Raw genomic sequence first — 21,407 nt, 5'->3', positions numbered from 1 at the left:
TCGTATGGTTAATTTAAGATTTTTTATATTTGATAATTCTCTCAAAAAAAACAGTTAATAGCACCCAGCTAAATGAGTCTTTTTAGAAAATTTTTTGGTTTAAAAGCTGACAAAAAAACCGAGGATATAAAATCCGCGGATCGAGGCAGATATATGCCTGAAGTAAAGTTGCCAATAGACGAAAGGTTTACTATAAACTTTAAAGCTAATGGCGGTAAATTTCTGTATTGTGAAAATTTATCGGAAGTTTTTCAAAATCTTCAAAACATAGTTGAAGAAAATGCCTGGGATTCTAAGAAAGTATTGCTTCTTGATCCAAACTTAAAAGACAAGTTTAAAAATTCGTCTTTAAAATCGACAAGAGTGATAAGTGAATCCACCTATTTTTTAACTACTTGTGAAAACCTGATTGCTAACGATGGTTCTTTACTAATTTCATCCAATCAAATCTTTGAGAAGAAACTTAACGAACTACCTTTAAACTTTGTTGTATTTGGTACCACAAGCCAAATGGTAGAAAATATTGGCGAAGGTTTACGAGGTATTAAATCTAAAAATCGTCAAAAAATCCCTACTAATATTACTACAATTAAACAGTTTAAGACTCAGGATGACAAAGATTTTTTAACCTATGGTAGCAGTGCTAAAAACTTATACCTATTACTTCTAGAAGATTTATAAGCTAAATCGTCTATGATTAAAATCTTAATTGCACAAAAGAGAACTGTTATGTATATTACATGTGTTGTTATAAAAAACCATAATTAAAAGCACATGAAAGAAACCATTACCCGATCATTTTCAGGCTTGCTTTATGTTGTAATACTTATTACTTGTTTATGGTTTGAGCAATCTATAACCGTACTTCTATTTGTTTTTGGACTAATTAGTATGAATGAATTCTTAAAATTGATTCAGCTGAAAAGTAAAATTCCATATTTTATATTTATTTTTATTTTTGGATTAATAGCCTACTTTAAACATTTTCAAGTTAAACATGTTGCCGCAGACGAATTCATTCGGATATTTACAGTACTCACCATTTTCGTTTTACTGTTTTTAATACGAGATTTATTTTCAAGAAAAACCATTCCACTATTTATCTCAAAACGTTTTTTACTCACCACGTTTTATATCACAAGTGGGTTTTCATTCTTATTTTTAATTGCTCATTATTTTAAAAGCTACAATCCTAATATTTTATTAGGCTCCTTTATTTTAGTTTGGGTAAACGATACTTTCGCCTATTTGGTCGGGAAAAACTTTGGAAAACAGAAGCTTTTCGAAAAAATATCACCTAAAAAAACAGTAGAAGGCTTTTTAGGAGGCCTCTTTTTTGCCTGTATAGCAAGTTTTTTTATTGCAAGTTGCACAAAAACCTTAAACTCGACGCATTGGCTTATGTTAAGTATAATTGTAAGTGTTACAGGTACTTTGGGCGATTTAATAGAGTCTAAATTTAAGCGCCAAGCTAAAGTAAAAGATAGTGGAACCATAATGCCTGGGCATGGTGGCCTATTAGATCGATTAGATAGTATTATATTTGCAGCACCTTTTATATATTTGTTTTTAAGAATTTTGCACTATGTTTCATAAAGAAGGAAATAAAATTATAGTTATCACACTAATTTTAGTCGTGGCACTATTTCTATTAATTGATAATTTTATAGCTATCTCATGGCTTAGAATTGCATTAATGATTACTGTATTAGCTTTTTTAATAATAGTACTTCAATTTTTTAGAAACCCAAAGCGTAAAACAGTAGCAGACCCAAAAACAGTAGTTTCTCCTGTAGATGGTAAAGTTGTAGTTATAGAAGAAGTTTTTGAAAAAGAATTTTTTAAAGAAAAACGATTACAAGTCAGCGTTTTTATGTCTCCAATAAATGTACATGTAACACGTTATCCTATTGCTGGAAATATTATTTTTAGTAAATATCATCCCGGTAAATTTTTAGTAGCATGGCACCCAAAAGCGAGTGAAGAAAATGAACGTACAACAGTAGTTGTTGAAAACGAGACCTACGGAAAGGTATTGTACAGACAAATTGCTGGAGCTTTAGCTAAACGTATTGTAAACTACGCAAAAGTAGACGATAAAGCCATACAAGGCGCCGATTCTGGTTTTATTAAATTTGGTTCAAGAGTTGATTTATTCTTACCTTTGGACACTAAAATTAAAGTAGAACTTAATCAAGTTGTTCGCGGAGGCGAAAGTATTATTGCAGAAATTAATGATTAGCAAAGACTTAGAAATACTGTTTGAAGACGCCGTAAGTCGGGTAAATGCGCATACAGAGCCATTTCCTGCAGATACGTTATTAAAACTATACGCCTATTACAAAAAAGCAACAAACGATTATAGTCGCCCAAAAAGTAAGAAACCTATTATCAATGCTTTTAAAACTAATGCTTTATTTCAGGTGAAGAATATTAGCGAGAGTGAAGCTATGGAAACTTATATTGAACTTGTAGATAACTACTTTTTATATCGCGAGTAAATCGTTTTTTCATTTTACTTCTGAAGAAATTTCGTCAAGGCAATTTAATTTCTTATAAATGGTTTAATTATTCTAGAATTTTAATAATCAGGATATTTTTTCCTAAATCATTACAACTATTTCTTTTCACACCTTGCCTCTAACCATTTAAAACATTTGAAATAAAATTTTAGAGTTTTAAACAAACCTTGTACACTACTTACTCCTTTTTTTCAAAAAACACTCTAAAACACCTTTAACCTATCCTAATATATTAAAACAAAAAAGAGTATTTTGACCGAAATCAAAACACCCTTTTTAAATAAATCTATTACTCTATAATATTATGCCAAACTTGCTAAACTCGCTTTTAACGTTTCAATTTTAGCTAAAGCATCGGCTTCTTTTTTACGTTCATTAGCTATAACTTGTTCTGGAGCACCGGCTACAAAACGTTCGTTAGAAAGTTTTTTCTGTACAGATTTAAGAAAACCTTCAGTATAGCTTAACTCTTCAGTAAGTTTCTTTATTTCAGCTTCCACATCAATCGCACCATCCATTGGAATAAAATACTCGTTAGATTTTACTCTAAACGTTAATGCACCTTCCACTGGCTCTTTTACATACTCTAAAGTCTCTAAATTACCAAGCTTTGCAATAACCTCATCAAATGTAGTATCTGAGTTTTCATTATTAATTACAGAAAAACTAATAGCATCTTTAAAAGCTATATTTTTTTCTTTTCTAATAGTACGAATTCCAGAAATAACTTCTGAAGCAAATTCAAACTGAGCAATCAACTCCGTATTAATAGGTTTAGCTTCTGGCCATTTTGAAACTATTAAAGCCTCATCTGGTGTTCTTTCAGAAATATATTGCCAGATATCTTCCGTTAAGAAAGGCATAAATGGGTGTAATATTTTTAAATTATCTTCAAAAGCAGCCATTACTTTATGGTAAGTCGTTGCATCAATTGGTTGTTGGTATGCCGGCTTTACAATTTCTAATAACCATCCGCAGAAATCATCATAAATTAATTTATAAATCGCCATTAAAGCATCGCTTAAACGGTATTTACTAAAGTGATCTTCAATTTCAACTAAAGCAGAACTAAATTTAGCTTCATACCATTCTAATGCAATTTTACTAGAGTTTGGTTGCTTAATACTATCACTAACTTCCCAAAGGTTGGTTAAATTAAAAGCATTCCATATTTTATTCCCGAAACCTTTCCCTTGTTGACAAAGAGTTTCATCAAACATTAAATCGTTTCCGGCTGCAGAACTTAACAAAAGTCCAACACGAACACCATCGGCACTGTATTGCTCAATAAGTTTTAAAGCATCTGGAGAGTTCCCTAAACTTTTACTCATTTTTCGGCGTTGCTTATCACGAACTAGACCTGTTAAGTATACATTATTAAACGGTTTTTCATCTTTATATTCGTAACCTGCAATAATCATTCTTGCAACCCAAAAGAATAAAATATCTGGACCTGTAACCAAATCGTTGGTTGGGTAATAATATTTTATCTCTTCGTTTTCAGGGTTTCTAATACCATCGAAAACAGACATTGGCCATAACCAAGACGAAAACCAAGTATCTAACGCATCGGTATCTTGACGTAAATCGGCAGTTGTTAAAGCTGCGTTATTCGTTACTTTTTGCGCTTTTTCTAATGCTGATTCTATATTTTCAGCAACTACAAAATCTTCTTTTCCATCTCCGTAGAAATAGGCTGGAATTTGTTGTCCCCAAAGTAACTGACGTGAAATATTCCAATCGCGAATATTTTCCAACCAGTGACGGTAAGTGTTTTCAAATTTCTTTGGAAATAACTTTATCTCAGCATTCTCACCTAAAACAGCTTCAATAGCAGGTTTTACCAACTCTTCCATTTTAAGAAACCATTGATCACTTAAACGCGGTTCGATTACAGCTTTTGTTCTTTCAGAAGTTCCTACTTTATTAATATGTATTTCTGTTTTAATTAAAACACCTAAAGTTTCAAGTTCTTTTGCAACAGTTTTTCTGGCTACAAAACGGTCTTGACCTTCAAATTGTAAACCAAAACTGTTTAAAGAAGCATCTTCATTAAAAATATCAATTACTTCTAAATTGTGCTTATCACCTAAAACCTTATCATTTTCATCGTGTGCAGGCGTTACTTTTAAACAACCTGTACCAAATTCTAAATCGACATATTCATCTTCAATTATAGGAATTACTCTTCCACAAATTGGAACAATCGCTTTTTTTCCACGTAAGTGAACAAAACGTTCATCATTAGGATTAATACAAATAGCAGAATCGCCAAAAATAGTTTCTGGTCTTGTAGTTGCAATGGTTAAAACATCGTCACTACCTTCTATTTTATAATTGATATAGTATAAATTTCCTTGACGCTCTTCATGAATAACCTCTTCATCAGATAAAGTTGTTTTAGCCTCAGGATCCCAATTTACCATACGGTAACCACGATAGATAAGTCCTTTTTCATGTAAATCGATAAAAACTTTTATTACTGCTTGAGACATATCGTCGTCCATAGTAAACTTTGTTCTATCCCAATCGCAAGAGCAACCTAGTTTTTTTAACTGCTCTAGAATTACACCTCCATATTCATGAGTCCATTCCCAAGCGTGTTCTAAAAACTCTTCTCTTGTTAAATCGTTTTTATCAATACCTTGTTCCTTTAATTTAGCAACAACCTTTGCCTCTGTAGCAATAGATGCATGATCGGTTCCAGGAACCCAACACGCATTTTTACCCAATAAACGAGCACGACGTATTAAAACATCTTGGATAGTATTGTTTAGCATATGCCCCATGTGCAAGACGCCAGTAACGTTTGGCGGAGGGATTACAATGGTGTAAGGTTCTCTTTCATCTGGTGTTGAATGAAAATAATTATTTTTCATCCAGTAATCGTACCACTTACTTTCTACCTGACTTGCATCATATTTTGATGGAATTTGCATACTTTGGAATAGTTTTTGAATATTGAATTGCAAAAGTACTTATATTTCTTTTTCTGTGAAAGCAATAAGCCGTATTGAAAATTTTAAAACAATACACTTTAGCATTTTTAAATGAATTCACTAAAACGTTGTAAGTACTCTCAACCAAGTTGAATATGTTAATAAACATGTAATACATCTATTATTTTTGCAGATGATGGAAAAAGTGAGTATGTTTGACTTGATTTTAAAATTATTGACAATAAAATATCCTAAGTTTTTAGGATGATAATTGTAACCTATAGAATATTAAATAAAAAAATCATGAAACAAATTATTACAATTTTATTTATCGGATTAGTAAGTTTTTCGGTAAATGCACAAGCTAAAATTGAGTTTAAATCGGATACAGTCGATTATGGTACTATCCAAAAAGGATCTAATGGTGTTCGCGAATTTGAATTCACCAATACAGGAAATGAGCCATTAATTGTATCTAAAGTATCATCTAGTTGTGGTTGTACTATACCTAAAAAACCAGACGCTCCTATTATGCCAGGAAAAACGGGTGTAATTGAAGTAAAGTACGACACGAACCGAGTTAACCCAATTAGAAAAACAATTACTGTAATTTCTAATGCAGAGACTCCAACTGTTGCCTTAAAAATTAAAGGTCTAGTTGTAGATTCTAAAACTCAAAGTGTGTTAGAAAAAAAAGATAAGAGTATTGTTCAACAATAAACTCTAGAATAATTTTAAAAAAGGCTTAAAATCTCAAGATTTTAAGCCTTTTTTATTTCAAAACATCTACCAATTTAAAATTATAAGTTAAAACGGTTCCTGCCCGTTCTATTTTAAGTTTTATGCGTTTACCGTGATCATCGTAAAATAACTCTATTAACTTTTGTAAAGTAAACTGATAAGCTGGCTTATTATTTATACTTAAAATATTATCCCCTATCTGCAATCCAGCTTTATGCGCTGGTGAATCTGCTCGTAATTCGACAATAACATAAGCTGGTTTTATACTCATTCTATAACTTGGACTAATCACAACTTTAGTGTTATCATTATCCATAGTTTTATTCTTTATTTTATTTTTAGAAATAAAGTTTTCAGCCTCTTTTATTATTCGCACACCATTATGTTCTAATTCAATTCCGCTTTTATTATATTTAAATGATTCTTTGAAGAATCTATTTTTTTTGAGTGTTACGTTAGCTTTTCGATAATTAAAAACCAGATTGAAACGCTTCAAAATATTCCCAGAAACACTACCATGACGCTCTTTATGATTTAAAGCCTGCCCGATTGATACAGAGTCTGGAAAAGCTACATTAGGGGTTTTAATTGTGAATTTATTTAAATGAAACGCCTTAATTCTAGAACGCTTACCATAAACACTTCCGCTTAAACCATGGCCTAAAAAATCATAAAAAGAGGGATTACTTGATGTAATATTATCTGCTTCATTTTCAAACAACCAAAGCGCATCACTTCCACCTGAATCTATAAGCATTTTCACAGGAATACGGCTTTCATCTATTTCAACTTCGGCATTGAGATAAGGTTTGTTTTTATAAAACTCTAACCTTAACATCTCACAGTTTCTGCATAATTTATTATTATAATCTGCTTGATTAATAAGTTTTAAAAAACCTTTTGCATAATTAATTTCGACAACTAGGTCTTTAAACAAATCGTAACCAATAATACCATGTACAGGTACTCCTAATTTGGGGCTGAAGTTTAAATTAGAATCGCGAATGGCATATAAATCCTGATTAATATTAATAGCCTCTCCAATTTTAAAAATATTATTTTTTGACCGCAACGCTTCAATAGATTCTCCTTCGCCTAATCCTTTTAAATATATTTTTTGAGGGTTTTTAATTTTTAAAGAATCCGAAATATTCAGAAAATTAAAAACTATTGGCTTACTTACGCCTGTGTCAACCAAAAAAGACAAGGTAACTCCGTTAATTTCAACAGGAATAATTATTAAATTATGAATAAGCTTAAACTTTATTTTATCCTTGCCTTTTTTATTGTTTATAATAAATTGCCCTTGTGAATGGCAAAGACCACTCGCTAAAACCAATAAAATCATAACAAAAAGAGCCTTTTTCATATAAAATAAAACTAATCCCTAACAATTTACTAAACATTATAAGAACTAAACTATTTAAGCCCCGTTTTAAAAAATATATAGGATAATTTTTGCAACTTTGCATGTAAAGCCATACATATGCCAACAATATCCAAAAAAGGGCTCTTAATGCCTGAGTCTCCAATCCGTAAATTAGTTCCTTATGCAGAAGATGCTATTAAAAAAGGAAAATATATCTACCATTTAAACATTGGTCAACCAGATATTAAAACTCCCGAAGTCGCTCTAAACGCTGTTAAGAACAATACAATTGAAACTCTTGCATATTCAAGGTCTCAAGGTTCGGACACCTATAGAGAAAAACTTGCAAACTATTATGCTAAACATCAAATTAATGTAACCCTAGACGATATAGTTGTAACCACAGGCGCTAGTGAAGCATTACAGTTTTTATTTAGTAGCGTTATCAATCCTGACGATGAAGTTATCATTCCAGAACCATTTTACGCAAATTATACTGCATTCTCAATTGCTGCTGGCGTAAAAGTTGTACCTGCAGTTTGCAAAATAGATGATAATTTCGCATTACCCACAATTGCTGCTTTCGAAAAATTAATTACTCCGAAAACAAAAGCGATTTTAATATGCAATCCAGGCAATCCAACAGGATATTTATATTCGAAAGAAGAAATTAACCAATTGGCAAGTATAGCAATTAAGCATGATTTATACTTAATTGCCGATGAAGTTTACCGAGAATTTGTTTATGATGGCCATACACATTATTCTGTTTTACAAGAAAAAGGTGTAGATGAGCATGCCATAATAATAGATTCAGTTTCTAAACGCTACAGTATGTGCGGTGCTCGTGTAGGCTGTTTAGTCTCGAAAAACAAAGCAGTTATGCAAACGGTTTTAAAATTTGCTCAAGCAAGATTAAGCCCACCAACTTATGCGCAAATTGCAAGTGAGGCTGCTTTGGAAACGCCACAAAGTTATTTTGATGACGTTATTGAGGAATATGTTGAAAGAAGAAATACTTTAATTAATGAATTACAAAAAATAGAAGGCTTAAAAGTAGCGAAACCTAATGGTGCTTTTTACTGTATAGTTGAATTACCAATAAAAGATTCCGATCATTTTGCTAAATGGCTTTTAGAGTCTTTTGATTTAGACGGTGAAACGGTTATGGTTGCTCCTGCGGCCGGATTTTACTCAACTCCAGGTGTTGGTCTAAACCAAATTCGTATTGCTTACGTACTTAAGAAGGAAAGCTTAATAAAAGCTGTCAATATTTTAAAACAAGCTTTAAAAGTTTATAAAGACTAGTGCAAGTGCAAATACTTAACAACATATCCTTAAAACCATATAACACATTTGGTATTGATGCCGTTGCAAAACATTTTACATCGGTATCATCTATTAATGATTTAAAACAAGTTTTAGAATTAGATAGATTTCCAAACAAACTTATTCTTGGTGGCGGAAGCAACATGTTACTCACCAAAGATTATGAAGGTTTAGCGCTTCATATTAATTTAAAAGGAATTGAAATAATTTCTGAAGATGAAAACAGCGCAATTGTAAAAGCTCAAGCTGGCGAGAACTGGCATGAGTTTGTACTATGGTGTTTAGAGCATAATTTTGGAGGTCTTGAAAACTTATCGTTAATTCCTGGAAATGTTGGCACTACACCTATTCAAAACATAGGTGCTTACGGTGTTGAAATAAAAGACACTTTTGAATCTTGCGAAGCCATCAATTTAAAAAGTCTTGAATTTGAAAATTTCACAAAAGAAGAATGTAATTTCGGGTATCGTAACTCCACATTTAAACAAAAAAATAAGGATAAATATATTGTTACAAGCGTTTGCTTTAAACTCTCAAAAAAGAACCATAAACTTAACATAAATTACGGCACTATTGCTAACGAACTTCAAGAAAACGGTATTAAAAACCCCACTATTCAAGATATTTCAAAAGCTGTAATTGCTATTCGCGAAAGCAAACTACCAAATCCAAAAGATATTGGAAACAGTGGTAGCTTTTTTAAAAACCCAATTATTCAAAAATCGGAATTTGATAAATTAATTGAAAACTTCCCGGATATGCCTAGTTATACCATTTCGGATAATGAAGTAAAAGTTCCGGCAGGTTGGTTAATTGAAAAATCTGGTTTCAAAGGAAAACAATTTGGCAATTATGGCGTTCATAAAAAGCAAGCTTTGGTTTTAGTAAATTACGGAGATGCAAAAGGCTCGGATATTTTTAAACTCTCAAAACTCATTCAAAAAACGGTGAAACGACTTTTTAATATTTCAATTGAAGCCGAAGTAAATATCTTATAATAAAAAGACAATCTTAACTTTGGTATATTTGCATATCATAAAACCAACTTTACATTGATTTCAGCTATAGAAAAAGACATAGTTTATTTATTAGAACGTGGTGATAAAAAAGCTATTACGCTATTGTATGAGAACTATGCGGACTCTCTATATGGTGTAATTCAGAAAATTATTAGCGACGAGGATACCGCCCAAGATGTTCTACAAGAAACTTTTGTAAAAATTTGGCGCTATGCTAAAAAGTACGATTCGAGTAAAGCCAAGCTATTCACATGGCTTTATCGTATAGCATACAACACAGCAATAGATAAAGTAAGGTCTCTAAAAAATAAAACGAACAAAGAAGTCCAGATAGAAACTTCAACCGTATATAAAATAACTACCAACCAACTAAACGATGATGTTTTAGATATTCAAAAACATCTAAGTACTTTAGAAGAAAAATATCAAATTGTAATAAACGCCCTCTTTTTTGAAGGCATGACCCAACAAGAAGCTAGTGATGAACTAGACATTCCGTTAGGGACTATAAAATCGAGATTAAAAATTGGATTACGTGAATTGAAAAAAATTTACAATCCTTAAATTATTAACGTCATGAATGAAAAAATAACTGCTTTTTTAAATTCTGGCCTATTAGAAAAATATCTAATTGGTGACACAACTTCTGCGGAAACAGAACAAGTCGAGTCTTTTATTTCAAAATACCCAGATGTACAGAATGCCTACAACAGTTTGCAACATAACCTAGAAATTGTTACAAAAACAAATGCTGTAGAAGCGCCTAAATTTATTTTAGATAATATTTTAGCCGAACTAGACGAGAAACCTGTTGTAAATCTAAATGCAAAAAAGAAATACAAATCATGGTACAAATACACTATTGCGGCTAGTTTTGTTGCGTTTATTTTTGCTGGAACATCTTTTTCCTTTTACAATCAAAACATAAAGCTTTCTAAGGAAAATCAAGTTGTTGTAGATGAAATCTTTGACTTAAGAAGCGATATTGAGCAAAACAACATCATGCTCGATAATGTTATGAGACAACTTCTAAAACTTAATAATCCTGAAACTGAAAAGTATATTATATCGGGTAATGCACGTGCAAAAGATTTAAAAACGGTGGCTTATATAAATCCTAAAGAAAAAACTTCTATGATTGATGTAGTATCCCTACCTAAATTACCAGAAGAACAATGCTACCAAATATGGGCAGATTTACAAGGACAAATGGTAAGCTTAGGTATTTTAAACGAAACCGACCGTAAACTAATGAATTTACCTTATGCTGAAAACGCATTAGCTTTAAATATAACTATTGAACCAAAGGGTGGAAACACCGTTGCTTCTGTTGAAAACTCTGTTGCAGAAATTACTTTACATTAAAAGTACTTTTGAGCAGCACGTAAACTAAACTAAATTTAAAAGCCTCATTTACAAATAAATGAGGCTTTCTTCTTGCTATTAATAAACGTCTTATACAATTCTACACGAATTGCTAATAGGGTTTATTCTTTTCTATTCTTTATCGAATAATGCTTTATGTATAAATCCAGCAACAATAGCACCAGCAATTGGAGCTACCCAAAACAACCAAAGTTGTCCAGTAAACTCGCCACCAGCAAATAAGGCTTGACTAGTAGAACGAGCAGGATTAACAGATGTATTAGTAATTGGAATACTTATTAAGTGAATTACGGTTAAGCCTAAACCAATAGCTATTGGTGCAAAACCTTTGGGTGCTCTAGAATTTGTACTTCCTAAAATAATTAGGAGGAAAAACATAGTTAATAGAAATTCTGCTATTAAAGCAGCCGTCATAGAATAACCGCCAGGAGACAAATTACCATAACCATTTGCAGCAAAACCGCCTACAGTTTCAAAATCTGCTTTATTACTAACAATTAAATATAATGCTCCAGCCGCAGCAACCGCACCAATTAATTGAGAAGCAACATAGCCTATCAAATCTTTAGCATCAAACTTTCCTCCAGCCCATAAACCAATAGAAACAGCAGGATTAAAATGTCCGCCAGAAATATGTCCAACAGCAAAAGCCATAGTTAAAACCGTAAGACCAAATGCGAAAGCTACACCGAAAAAACCAATTCCTAGTTCTGGGTAACCCGCAGCAAAAATAGCACTACCACAGCCTCCAAAAACAAGCCAAAACGTTCCAAAAAACTCTGCAAATAATTTCTTCATAATTAATAATTTTAATTGGTTAAATAACACCTAATGTGCTGTCTATTTTAACTTTAGACACTAAAACATCTAATAGGTCACAATTCCTTAATTATCAGTTCTTTTATTACATGTTAAAATCATATCTTTGCAGCCAATTATATTGTTAGCTTGAAAAGCGACATGTTTTTGTTATTTTATAAAACTTTTTTCGACTCATTTAAGAACCAAAATCACATTTTATTATGAAACTTTTACTAATAACTATTGTCTTGTTAGGAGTTGGTGTTGCTGGAATTGCCATTAAAATATGGGCAAAAAAAGACGGTAAATTTGCAGGTACTTGCGCAAGCCAAAACCCAATGCTTAATAAAGATGGAGAAGCCTGTGGGTTTTGTGGAAAAACACCAGACCAATATGCCGATTGTAACGAACCTCAACATTCTTAAATTTTAATGATTATACTTGATGTGCTACTCTACGCATTTATTGTCGTAGTCTTTATTCAAGTGGTTTATTATCTTTTTATTTTTGGAAACTTTGCTTTTCTAAAACAAAAAAAACCATCTTCCAAAAACTTTGCTGTTTCTGTAATTATTTGCGCTAAAAACGAAGCTGAAAATTTAAAAACGTTCATTCCTTCTATAATAAATCAAGATTATCCCGAGTTTGAAATTGTTTTAATCAATGACGGATCGTATGATGAAACTCTAGATGTTCTTGAAAATTTTGCAAAAAAACATAACAATATAAAAATTGTTGATGTAAAAAGTATTGAAGCCTTTTGGGGTAATAAAAAATACGCTTTAACGCTAGGTATAAAAGCATCAAAACACGATTATCTTTTATTTACAGATGCCGATTGCGAGCCCGTTTCTAAGCATTGGATTAAGGAAATGAGCGCATATTTCAGTAATGAAAAATCAATTATTCTAGGTTACGGTGGCTATTCAAAAATTAAATATTCGTTTTTAAATAAACTTATTCGTTTTGAAACGGTTATGACAGCCGTTCAATATTTTTCATTTGCAAAATTAGGAATGCCTTATATGGGTGTTGGCAGAAATTTAGCTTATACGAAAAACGAGTTCTTTAAAGCCAATGGTTTTATAAAACATATAAAGGTACGCTCTGGCGACGACGATTTGTTTATAAACCAAGTGGCAAACTCTAAAAACACTGCCATTAATTTTTCAAATAACAGTTTTACCACCTCGATACCAAAATCTAATTTTAAGGCTTGGTATAAACAAAAAAGACGTCACGTTTCAACAGCGCACTTATACAAATCGAAACATAAATTTTTACTAGGATTGTTTTATTTGTCAAACGTGTTATTTTGGGTATTGACAATAACACTATTAACAATCGCATATAGCTGGCCTATTGTTTTAAGCTTATTTTTACTTCGATTAAGTATTCAATATCTAATTATTGGTTTTTCGTCGAAAAAATTAAAGGAAATAGATATTTTACTATTACTTCCTATCTTAGAAATTTCTCTTATCATTTCACAATTTGCCATTTTTATTAATAACTTAATCTCAAAACCTAATTTTTGGAAATAAACGAAGCCATAAAACGAGCAAAGTCTAACGACCAGAAAGCCTTTAATTTTTTATTAAATTTATATTGGGATGATGTTTATGGTTTTCAGTTAAAACGTATTCAAAATGAAAATGATGCTGAAGATGTTACTATTCAAACTTTCTCGAGAGCTTTTGATAAAATTGAAACTTTCGATGAAAAGTACACCTTTAAAACGTGGTTAATTGCAATTTCTAAAAACCTTCATATCGATTTACTTCGGAAAGAAAAAAACTCAATCACCCAAGTTATTTCTAACTCGGATAAAAAAGCTTTTCAAGTTTTAGACGAGTCTCCTTCTCCAGAAGACATCCTTATTACCGAGCAACATCTAGCCAAGTTACTTCGTGATATTAAAAAGCTAAAACCCCATTATCAAGAAATTATAAATCTGCGCTATTTTCAAGAGTTAAGCTACAAAGAAATATCGAAACAACTAAACGAACCCATGAATAATATAAAAGTTAAACTTTTACGAGCAAAAAAACTACTTGCCGAGATTATTCAAGATAAGTAAACAGGACTGCTTTTTATAGAATACTTCGTATATTTGCTTTCTACATTTTATAGATATGAATAGCGAAACGATTTCAAATATACTACCAGAACGTCAAGCCAAACCAAAATGGCTTCGCGTTAAACTACCTACCGGAAAAAAATACACAGAATTACGTGGTTTAGTTGATAAATACAGCTTAAACACCATTTGCACCTCTGGAAGTTGCCCTAACATGGGCGAATGCTGGGGAGAAGGAACTGCAACCTTTATGATTTTAGGTAATGTTTGCACGCGCTCTTGCGGGTTTTGTGGCGTTAAAACCGGCCGACCAGAAACTGTAGATTGGGATGAACCTGAAAAAGTAGCACGCTCTATAAATTTAATGAAAATTAAACATGCGGTTTTAACTAGTGTAGATCGCGATGATTTAAAAGATATGGGAAGCATAATGTGGAGTGAAACCGTAAAGGCAGTCCGTAGAATGAATCCTGAAACGACTCTAGAAACTTTAATTCCAGATTTTCAAGGTATAGAACAACATCTTGATAGAATTATTGATGTTGCTCCAGAAGTAGTATCGCATAACATAGAAACGGTTAGACGATTAAGTAGAGAAGTACGTATACAAGCCAAATACGACAGAAGTATGGACGTTTTAAAATATTTAAAACAACAAGGGCAGCGTAGAACAAAATCTGGTATTATGCTTGGTTTAGGAGAGCAACGTGAAGAAGTTATTGAAACTTTACACGATTTAAAAGCTCATGACGTAGACGTTGTTACTATTGGCCAATACTTACAACCGAGTAAAAAACACTTACCAGTAAAACAGTTTATAAATCCAGATCAATTTAAAGAATACGAAGAAATTGGATTGGAGTTAGGCTTCCGTCATGTTGAAAGTAGCGCACTTGTAAGATCTTCTTACAAAGCTCAAAAACACATTAACTAAACATGATTCACATTGCAATAAATGGCTTTGGTAGGATAGGACGTCGTGTTTTTAGATTGCTTCAAAGTCATGACAATATAAAAGTTGTTGCCATAAATGATTTAGCCGATACTAAAACACTAAGTCATTTACTAAAATACGATAGTGTTCATGGGCGTTTTAATGGTACAGTTTCTTCAGATGAAAATCATATTATAGTAAATAACGAAAAGGTAGCGCTCTTAAACGAAAACCATCCGAAAAACATTAATTGGGAACCTTTTAATGTTGATTTCGTTATTGAATCTACCGGAAAGTTTAAAACAATTCCAGAATTAGAACTTCATATTAAAAACGGAGCAAAGCAAGTTATTTTAAGTGTTCCACCTATTGAAGATGATATAAAAACCATTGTACTCGGTGTTAATGGAGATAGTATTGATGGCACCGAAACTATAATATCAAATGCATCGTGTACAACAAATAATGCCGCACCAATGATTGATATTATCAATAAACTCTGCGGTATTGATCAGGCATATATTACAACAGTTCACTCCTACACCACCGACCAAAGTTTGCATGACCAACCACATCGTGATTTAAGGAGATCACGTGCTGCTAGCCAATCTATTGTTCCAACAACTACTGGAGCAGCAAAAGCATTAACTAAAATATTTCCAGAACTAGCCAACGTTATTGGTGGTTGTGGTATTCGGGTTCCAGTTATTAATGGATCGCTAACCGATATTACTTTAAATGTAAAACGAACAGTTACTATTGAAGAAATTAATTCTGCCTTTAAGGAAGCCGCTAACACAAATTATAAAGGGGTTTTAGAATATACAGAAGATCCTATTGTATCTATTGATATTGTAGGTAATACACACTCTTGTATTTTTGATTCGCAAATGACTTCCGTTATTGGCAATATGGTAAAAATAATTGGTTGGTATGATAATGAAACGGGCTACTCTTCAAGAATAATTGACTTAATATGTAATTTATCAGCAAAAAAGTGTACTTTGTCGGAGTAAAAAATTATATTTGTTAGTAACCGTATATTTATGTTCAAAATAAAACCCTCATTAATCGCTCTATTAGTGCTGTTTAGTGTTTTAGGCTGGTCTCAACAAACTATAGAGAACGACCCTGAACTTATTCAAAATAATATAGATCACTATATAAAACAAGCACAGTTAGCATTAGAGGCCGATGATAACTATGAAGCTCTGAGAAACCTAGACGATGCCTTAGCTTTAGCCCAAAAGACGGAAAAACAAGAAAGCAAAGGGCTTATTTATTCTTTTAAAGGTCGTCTACAACTTATTATAGACCAACCTGATAAAGCGATAGCTTCGCTTAACAAATCTATAGAAATACAGCGCTTAACAAAAGACGACGCGAACTTGGCACGCTCTTTTAAAACTTTAGGTGAAGTTTTTATTAGTAAGAAAGATTACTACCAAGCACTTGATTATTTTATTTCAGCAAAAACTTTATTTCAACAAGTAGAATTAGAAAATAAACTAGCAGAAACCTTACTTTTAGAGGGTAAAACTTATATGCTTTTAAATAATTATAAAAAAGCACGAACAACCCTTGAGCAAGCATTAGCCCTATCCAGAAAAAACAACTTTTTAAGCACAGAAAGTGAAAGCTTAATAAATCAAGGTATAGTTTATAGTGAGTTAAGAGATTATAAACATGGCTTACAAGCTACCGCAGAAGGGCTAAAAATAGCAAAAGCTAATAACTTTGTAAACCTTAAAAACTTAGCATACAAAGTACTTAGTGACATTTCTTATTCCTTAAATGATTTTAAAAAATCTCGAGATTATTTAATAGCACACACAGAACTTTCGGATTCCATTCGTGGTTTAAAAATTGATTTAGAAAAAAACCAATTCAATCTACCTTTACTCAATAATATGAGTGCAGAGCTAGAACAGGTTAATAAAAAACTAGAAAAAAAAGAAGCTGAAAGTACTATAAACACGTTAATTTCAGTTTTAAGTGTTGCTTTAATTACCATTCTTTCACTTCTAACCTTATCACTGTATAAAAACAATAATATTCGTTTAAAAACGAATAACATGCTACACAAAAAAAACGGAGAACTTATTCTTGCTAAAGAAAAAGCCGAGTTAGCATCCAAAACTAAAGCAAACTTCTTATCTACTGTAACGCACGAGCTTAGAACTCCACTATACGCCGTAACTGGTTTAAGTAACATGTTATTAGAAGAAAACCCAAAACCAGAACAAATACAGCATTTAAAATCGCTTAAATTCTCAGGAGATTACTTATTAACCTTTATAAACGACATCCTTCAAATTAATAAAATTGAAGCTAATAAAGTCGATTTAGAACCAGAACCATTCAACTTAAATAAAAAAATAAACAATATTGTTTTAGCATTAACAAACTCTGCCGAAGACAATAATGTTAATCTTCATTTTGAATACGATAAAGATTTACCAGAAAACTTTATTGCCGATCAATTAAAAATATCACAAATCCTTATTAACCTTGTAGGTAACTCTATAAAATTCACCAAAGATGGAGATATTTGGATTCGTGTTTATAAAATAGACCAGGTCGATAAAATTTATACCCTACGCTTTGAAGTAGAAGATAATGGTATTGGAATTACTCAAGAAAAACAAGACCATATGTTCGAGAGTTTCTCACAAGGCTCTATTCAAATTAATAGAAAATATGGAGGAACAGGTTTAGGCTTATCTATTGTTAAAGGTTTAATTGAAATTTTAAAAGGACAAATCTATTTAAAAAGTGAAATAGGAAAAGGCACAACCTTTTATTTTGAAATCCCTATTGAATTTAGCGCTATAAAAGAAGCCCAGGAAGTAAAAGCCGACTATTTTGAAGGCAACAAGGAGGAGCTCGATTTAAAAAATGTGAGAATATTGGTTGTTGAGGATAACAAAATTAACCAAATGATTACCAAAAAAATCCTTACTAAAATGGAGCTTCAATGTGAAATTACCGATAACGGCGAAGATGCTGTAGAAAAGATAAAAGCGAATGATTATAACATTATTTTAATGGATATTCACATGCCAGGTATTAGCGGTATTGAGGCTACCAAAAGAATAAGAATGTTTGATAAAGACTTAACTATTTTTGCACTTACAGCGGTTACTATTGAAGATAAAATGCATGAATTTGACGAAGCTGGTTTTACAGATATTATACCAAAACCTTTTAAGCAAGATGAGTTTGAGAAAAAACTCTACAATGCTTTAGCTTCTAAAAAGAACATTTCAACAACTTCTTAAACGTCTAAATATCTTTTTATTACACAACTAAATTCCTTTTCATTATCGATAGAAATTGTAATAGGTAAATAAAACAATTTGTTTTTTAAAACCTCATAATCTTTAAGACGCATAAAATCTTTTTCTGTAGTAACTATTAATTCTTTTTTACTTAATTCTGCAATATCATCAGGTGTGAAATTATGATGATCTCTAAAGTTTAAATGCTCAAACTTTAAGTTTTTAAGTTCAAGAAAATCAATTAATGGTTTAGGATTTGCAATTCCTGTAACTAACGTAAACACCTCTAATTCTTTAATCTCTAGAGTTTTTTCCGAAGAAATTAATCTATTAGAATATGCAATAGAGCTAAAAAATACCTGCTGGTTTTCATTAGAATTAATAAGCTTTAAGAACTTAGCCTTATCACTATCCAATAGATTATCGGGACATTTAGTTACCACAACAATGTTTGCACGTTTGGCTCCAGATCTTGGCTCACGCAAATTCCCCGTTGGCAAAACTACATCATGAAAATACGGATTAGCGTAGGTTGTCAATAAAATATTAAATCCAGCTTTCACCTTCCTATGTTGGTAAGCATCATCCAACAAAATAACTTCAGGAGCATTTGTTAAACTTCTCAATTGATCGATACCATTTTGTCTATCGGCATCGACAGCAACTAAAACATCATCTTTAAATTTATTATAAAACTGAAAAGGCTCGTCTCCTATTGTTTCCGCGGAAGCGTTTATATCACCCAATTGGAAACCTTCCGTTTTACGTTTATAACCACGACTTAGTGTAGCAACTTTATAATCCTTTTTCAATAACCCAATTAAATATTCAATCATTGGTGTTTTGCCAGTGCCACCTGTACTTAAATTACCCACACAAATAACAGGAAAAGCGTACGATTTAGATTTTTTAATACCGAAATCGAATAATTTATTACGCAACCAAGTCGCTAAATAATAAAAAGGCATTATAGGAAACAATATGTATCTCAAAATTTTCATTACCACGAAAGTAATTATTTTATCTTTGATGTAAAATTTATTTCATTATGATCATTCAAGACGTCATAAATCACTTAGAGCAATTGGCTCCGTTAGCTTATGCCGAAGATTTTGACAACGTAGGCCTTTTGGTTGGCGATAAAAACTCAAAATTAACAGGTGTTTTAGTAACTTTAGACACCTTAGAAACTGTGGTAGACGAAGCTATCGCAGAAAAATGCAACCTCATTATAAGCTTCCACCCCATTATTTTTAAAGGATTAAAAAAAATAACAGGGAAAAACTATGTGGAACGTGTGGTTTTAAAAGCCATTAAAAACGACATTGCTATTTACAGCATGCATACCGCTTTAGATAATGCCCAACAAGGTGTAAACTATATGATATGCGAGCAGTTACAACTTAAAAACCAACGCATTTTAATACCGCAAAGCGAAACTATAAAAAAATTAAGCACTTACGCTCCCAAAAACGAAGCTGAAGAACTACGCAGTGCCTTATTTAAAGCAGGAGCTGGCAGTATTGGCAATTACAACAACTGTAGTTTTAATGTAGAAGGCTTCGGTACCTTTAATGGTAACGAAAACTCAAATCCTACTATTGGAGTAAAAGGAAAAACTCATATTGAGGAAGAAACAAAAATCACAGTAACTTTTGCCAAACATTTGGAATCTAAAATAATTGAGACTCTTTTTAAAACTCACACATACGAAGAAGTAGCCTACGAAATAACCACTTTAGAAAACAAAAATCAGAATATTGGCATGGGCATGATTGGCGAATTCACTGAAGCCGTGGACGAAACTATTTTTTTAAATCATCTTAAAACAAAAATGAATACCGGATTTATTCGTCATTCCGCATTTTTAAACAAAAAAATTAAAAAAGTAGCCGTTTTAGGTGGTTCTGGAAGCTTTGCTATTAACAACGCTAAAGCTGCTGGTGCTGATGCCTTTGTAACCGCAGATTTAAAATATCACGACTTTTTTATGGCCGAAAACAGTATTCTTTTGTCCGATATAGGTCATTATGAAAGTGAGCAATTCACAAAAAACCTTTTAGTAGCGTATCTTACAAAAAAAATCACTAATTTTGCCATCATTTTATCAAAGACAAATACCAATCCTGTTAAGTATTTTTAAAGTATGGCTAAAAAGAAAGAAGTAACTGTTGAAGACCGCTTAAGAGCTTTATACGATTTACAACTCATAGATTCTCGTATAGACGAAATAAGAAATGTTCGTGGAGAACTTCCTTTAGAAGTTCGTGATTTAGAAGATGAAGTTGCCGGATTAAATATAAGATTAGAAAAGCTTGTTTCAAGCTTAGAAGCTATAGACAACGACATCACTGGAAAGAAAAATTTAATGGAAGAAGCAAAATCTTTGATTAAAAAGTACAGCGAACAACAAAAAAACGTTAGAAATAACCGTGAATTTAACTCTTTAACAAAAGAAGTTGAATTTCAAGAATTAGAAATTGAATTGGCAGAAAAGCACATTAAAGAATTTAAAGTGCAAATCGAGCAAAAAAAACAAGTCATTTCTGAAACTAAAGATCGTTTAAAAGAGCGTCAAAATCACTTGAAGCACAAAAAAAATGAGCTAGATGCCATTTTAAGCGAAACAGAAAAAGAAGAGCAAGCTTTGTTCCAAAAATCTGAAGATTACAAAACGCAAATCGAATCTCGTTTGGTTGCTGCTTATAACCGTATTCGCCAAAATGTGAAAAATGGTTTAGCTGTTGTGCCAATTGAAAGAGGTGCATCTGGAGGATCGTTTTTTACAATTCCACCACAAGTACAAGTAGAAATTGCTGCCCGTAAAAAGGTGATTACTGATGAGCACAGTGGACGTATCTTAGTAGATGCTGCACTTGCCGAAGAACAAAAAGCGAAAATGGAAAAAATGTTTTCTAAACTTTAATTCATTTCCAATACATAAAAAAAGCCTTTAGTTAATCTAGAGGCTTTTTTTTATGCCTATATTTTTGGCGATCCCTTTGG

General features: G+C 32.0%; 21 protein-coding genes. 17 read left to right on the top strand and 4 right to left on the bottom strand.

Going from position 1 to position 21,407, the window contains the following annotated elements; genetic code table 11:
- Nucleotides 1-72: 72 nt before the first annotated feature.
- From GQR97_RS08630 to GQR97_RS08615, 4 genes are all read left to right on the top strand, one after another.
- A complete protein-coding gene (locus GQR97_RS08630) occupies nt 73-681 on the top strand; it encodes an LUD domain-containing protein (RefSeq protein WP_158847457.1) in 609 nt (202 codons plus the stop codon).
- A 93-nt stretch (nt 682-774) separates the two neighbouring features.
- Entirely contained in the window at nt 775-1,596 is an 822-nt protein-coding gene (locus GQR97_RS08625; RefSeq protein WP_158847455.1) for a phosphatidate cytidylyltransferase, read from the top strand.
- Entirely contained in the window at nt 1,586-2,242 is a 657-nt protein-coding gene (locus tag GQR97_RS08620; RefSeq protein WP_158847453.1) for a phosphatidylserine decarboxylase family protein, read from the top strand. The genes GQR97_RS08625 and GQR97_RS08620 overlap by 11 nt, the downstream gene beginning before the upstream one ends.
- Nucleotides 2,235-2,501, top strand: a complete 267-nt coding sequence (locus GQR97_RS08615; RefSeq protein ID WP_158847451.1) for an acyl-CoA-binding protein — start codon at nt 2,235-2,237, stop codon at nt 2,499-2,501. Before GQR97_RS08620 ends, GQR97_RS08615 begins: the two co-directional genes overlap by 8 nt.
- Nucleotides 2,502-2,824: 323 nt before the next feature.
- Here GQR97_RS08615 and GQR97_RS08610 read toward each other — a convergent pair whose 3' ends face one another.
- Nucleotides 2,825-5,461: a valine--tRNA ligase gene (locus GQR97_RS08610; RefSeq protein WP_158847449.1), complete on the bottom strand. Its 2,637-nt coding sequence runs from the start codon at nt 5,459-5,461 to the stop codon at nt 2,825-2,827.
- A 303-nt stretch (nt 5,462-5,764) separates the two neighbouring features.
- On the opposite strand from GQR97_RS08610, the gene GQR97_RS08605 reads away from it, so the two are divergent.
- Nucleotides 5,765-6,181, top strand: coding sequence for a DUF1573 domain-containing protein (locus GQR97_RS08605; RefSeq protein ID WP_158847447.1), 417 nt, complete (start codon nt 5,765-5,767; stop codon nt 6,179-6,181).
- A 52-nt stretch (nt 6,182-6,233) separates the two neighbouring features.
- Here the strand turns inward: GQR97_RS08605 and GQR97_RS08600 are convergent, their stop codons facing one another.
- Nucleotides 6,234-7,571 (bottom strand): aspartyl protease family protein, encoded by a 1,338-nt coding sequence (locus tag GQR97_RS08600; RefSeq protein WP_158847445.1) that lies wholly within the window; start codon nt 7,569-7,571, stop codon nt 6,234-6,236.
- A 117-nt stretch (nt 7,572-7,688) separates the two neighbouring features.
- On the opposite strand from GQR97_RS08600, the gene GQR97_RS08595 reads away from it, so the two are divergent.
- From GQR97_RS08595 to GQR97_RS08580, 4 genes are read left to right on the top strand one after another with little or no spacing between them, the layout of a single operon-like run.
- Nucleotides 7,689-8,879: a pyridoxal phosphate-dependent aminotransferase gene (locus tag GQR97_RS08595; RefSeq protein WP_158847443.1), complete on the top strand. Its 1,191-nt coding sequence runs from the start codon at nt 7,689-7,691 to the stop codon at nt 8,877-8,879.
- A gap of 5 nt (nt 8,880-8,884) precedes the next feature.
- The gene (gene murB, locus GQR97_RS08590; protein ID WP_158847441.1) at nt 8,885-9,898 is read left to right on the top strand and encodes a UDP-N-acetylmuramate dehydrogenase; all 1,014 of its coding nucleotides are present in this window, start codon (nt 8,885-8,887) and stop codon (nt 9,896-9,898) included.
- 54 nt (nt 9,899-9,952) lie between these two features.
- The gene (locus GQR97_RS08585) at nt 9,953-10,483 is read left to right on the top strand and encodes an RNA polymerase sigma factor (protein WP_158847439.1); all 531 of its coding nucleotides are present in this window, start codon (nt 9,953-9,955) and stop codon (nt 10,481-10,483) included.
- A gap of 12 nt (nt 10,484-10,495) precedes the next feature.
- Nucleotides 10,496-11,284, top strand: coding sequence for an anti-sigma factor (locus GQR97_RS08580; RefSeq protein ID WP_158847437.1), 789 nt, complete (start codon nt 10,496-10,498; stop codon nt 11,282-11,284).
- A 132-nt stretch (nt 11,285-11,416) separates the two neighbouring features.
- Here GQR97_RS08580 and aqpZ read toward each other — a convergent pair whose 3' ends face one another.
- Nucleotides 11,417-12,103 (bottom strand): aquaporin Z, encoded by a 687-nt coding sequence (gene aqpZ / locus GQR97_RS08575; protein ID WP_158847435.1) that lies wholly within the window; start codon nt 12,101-12,103, stop codon nt 11,417-11,419.
- Nucleotides 12,104-12,327: 224 nt separating this feature from the next.
- Between aqpZ and GQR97_RS08570 the strand changes: the two genes are divergently transcribed.
- The 6 genes from GQR97_RS08570 to GQR97_RS08545 are packed head-to-tail and all read left to right on the top strand — an operon-like array spanning nt 12,328 to nt 18,401.
- Nucleotides 12,328-12,531, top strand: a complete 204-nt coding sequence (locus tag GQR97_RS08570) for a membrane or secreted protein (protein WP_158847433.1) — start codon at nt 12,328-12,330, stop codon at nt 12,529-12,531.
- 6 nt (nt 12,532-12,537) lie between these two features.
- On the top strand, nt 12,538-13,650 hold the full coding sequence (locus GQR97_RS08565; protein ID WP_199269918.1) for a glycosyltransferase: 1,113 nt from the start codon (nt 12,538-12,540) through the stop codon (nt 13,648-13,650).
- Complete coding sequence (locus GQR97_RS08560) at nt 13,641-14,186, top strand: RNA polymerase sigma factor (protein WP_158847431.1); 546 nt, start codon at nt 13,641-13,643, stop codon at nt 14,184-14,186. Before GQR97_RS08565 ends, GQR97_RS08560 begins: the two co-directional genes overlap by 10 nt.
- 55 nt (nt 14,187-14,241) lie before the next feature.
- Nucleotides 14,242-15,120 carry a lipoyl synthase gene (lipA, locus tag GQR97_RS08555; protein WP_158847429.1) on the top strand — a complete coding sequence of 293 codons (879 nt, stop codon included), beginning with the start codon at nt 14,242-14,244 and terminating at the stop codon, nt 15,118-15,120.
- A 2-nt stretch (nt 15,121-15,122) separates the two neighbouring features.
- Nucleotides 15,123-16,136, top strand: coding sequence for a type I glyceraldehyde-3-phosphate dehydrogenase (gap, locus tag GQR97_RS08550; RefSeq protein WP_158847427.1), 1,014 nt, complete (start codon nt 15,123-15,125; stop codon nt 16,134-16,136).
- Between the two features lie 30 nt (nt 16,137-16,166).
- Complete coding sequence (locus GQR97_RS08545) at nt 16,167-18,401, top strand: ATP-binding protein (RefSeq protein ID WP_158847425.1); 2,235 nt, start codon at nt 16,167-16,169, stop codon at nt 18,399-18,401.
- On the opposite strand, the gene lpxK is transcribed toward GQR97_RS08545, so the two are convergent.
- Nucleotides 18,398-19,402 carry a tetraacyldisaccharide 4'-kinase gene (gene lpxK, locus GQR97_RS08540; protein WP_158847423.1) on the bottom strand — a complete coding sequence of 335 codons (1,005 nt, stop codon included), beginning with the start codon at nt 19,400-19,402 and terminating at the stop codon, nt 18,398-18,400. The genes GQR97_RS08545 and lpxK overlap by 4 nt on opposite strands.
- A gap of 47 nt (nt 19,403-19,449) precedes the next feature.
- Here lpxK and GQR97_RS08535 point away from each other — a divergent pair, with 47 nt between their 5' ends.
- Together GQR97_RS08535 and GQR97_RS08530 are read left to right on the top strand one after the other, a co-directional pair.
- Entirely contained in the window at nt 19,450-20,544 is a 1,095-nt protein-coding gene (locus GQR97_RS08535; protein WP_158847421.1) for a Nif3-like dinuclear metal center hexameric protein, read from the top strand.
- Nucleotides 20,545-20,547: 3 nt separating this feature from the next.
- A complete protein-coding gene (locus tag GQR97_RS08530; RefSeq protein WP_158847419.1) occupies nt 20,548-21,327 on the top strand; it encodes a zinc ribbon domain-containing protein in 780 nt (259 codons plus the stop codon).
- Nucleotides 21,328-21,407 lie beyond the last annotated feature (80 nt).

The organism is Algibacter sp. L1A34, from assembly GCF_009796805.1.
In the GTDB taxonomy this organism is placed as follows: Bacteria; Bacteroidota; Bacteroidia; order Flavobacteriales; family Flavobacteriaceae; genus Algibacter.
Note: the sequence above shows the minus strand (reverse complement) of the source record. Positions and strands in the feature narration are given on the sequence as shown.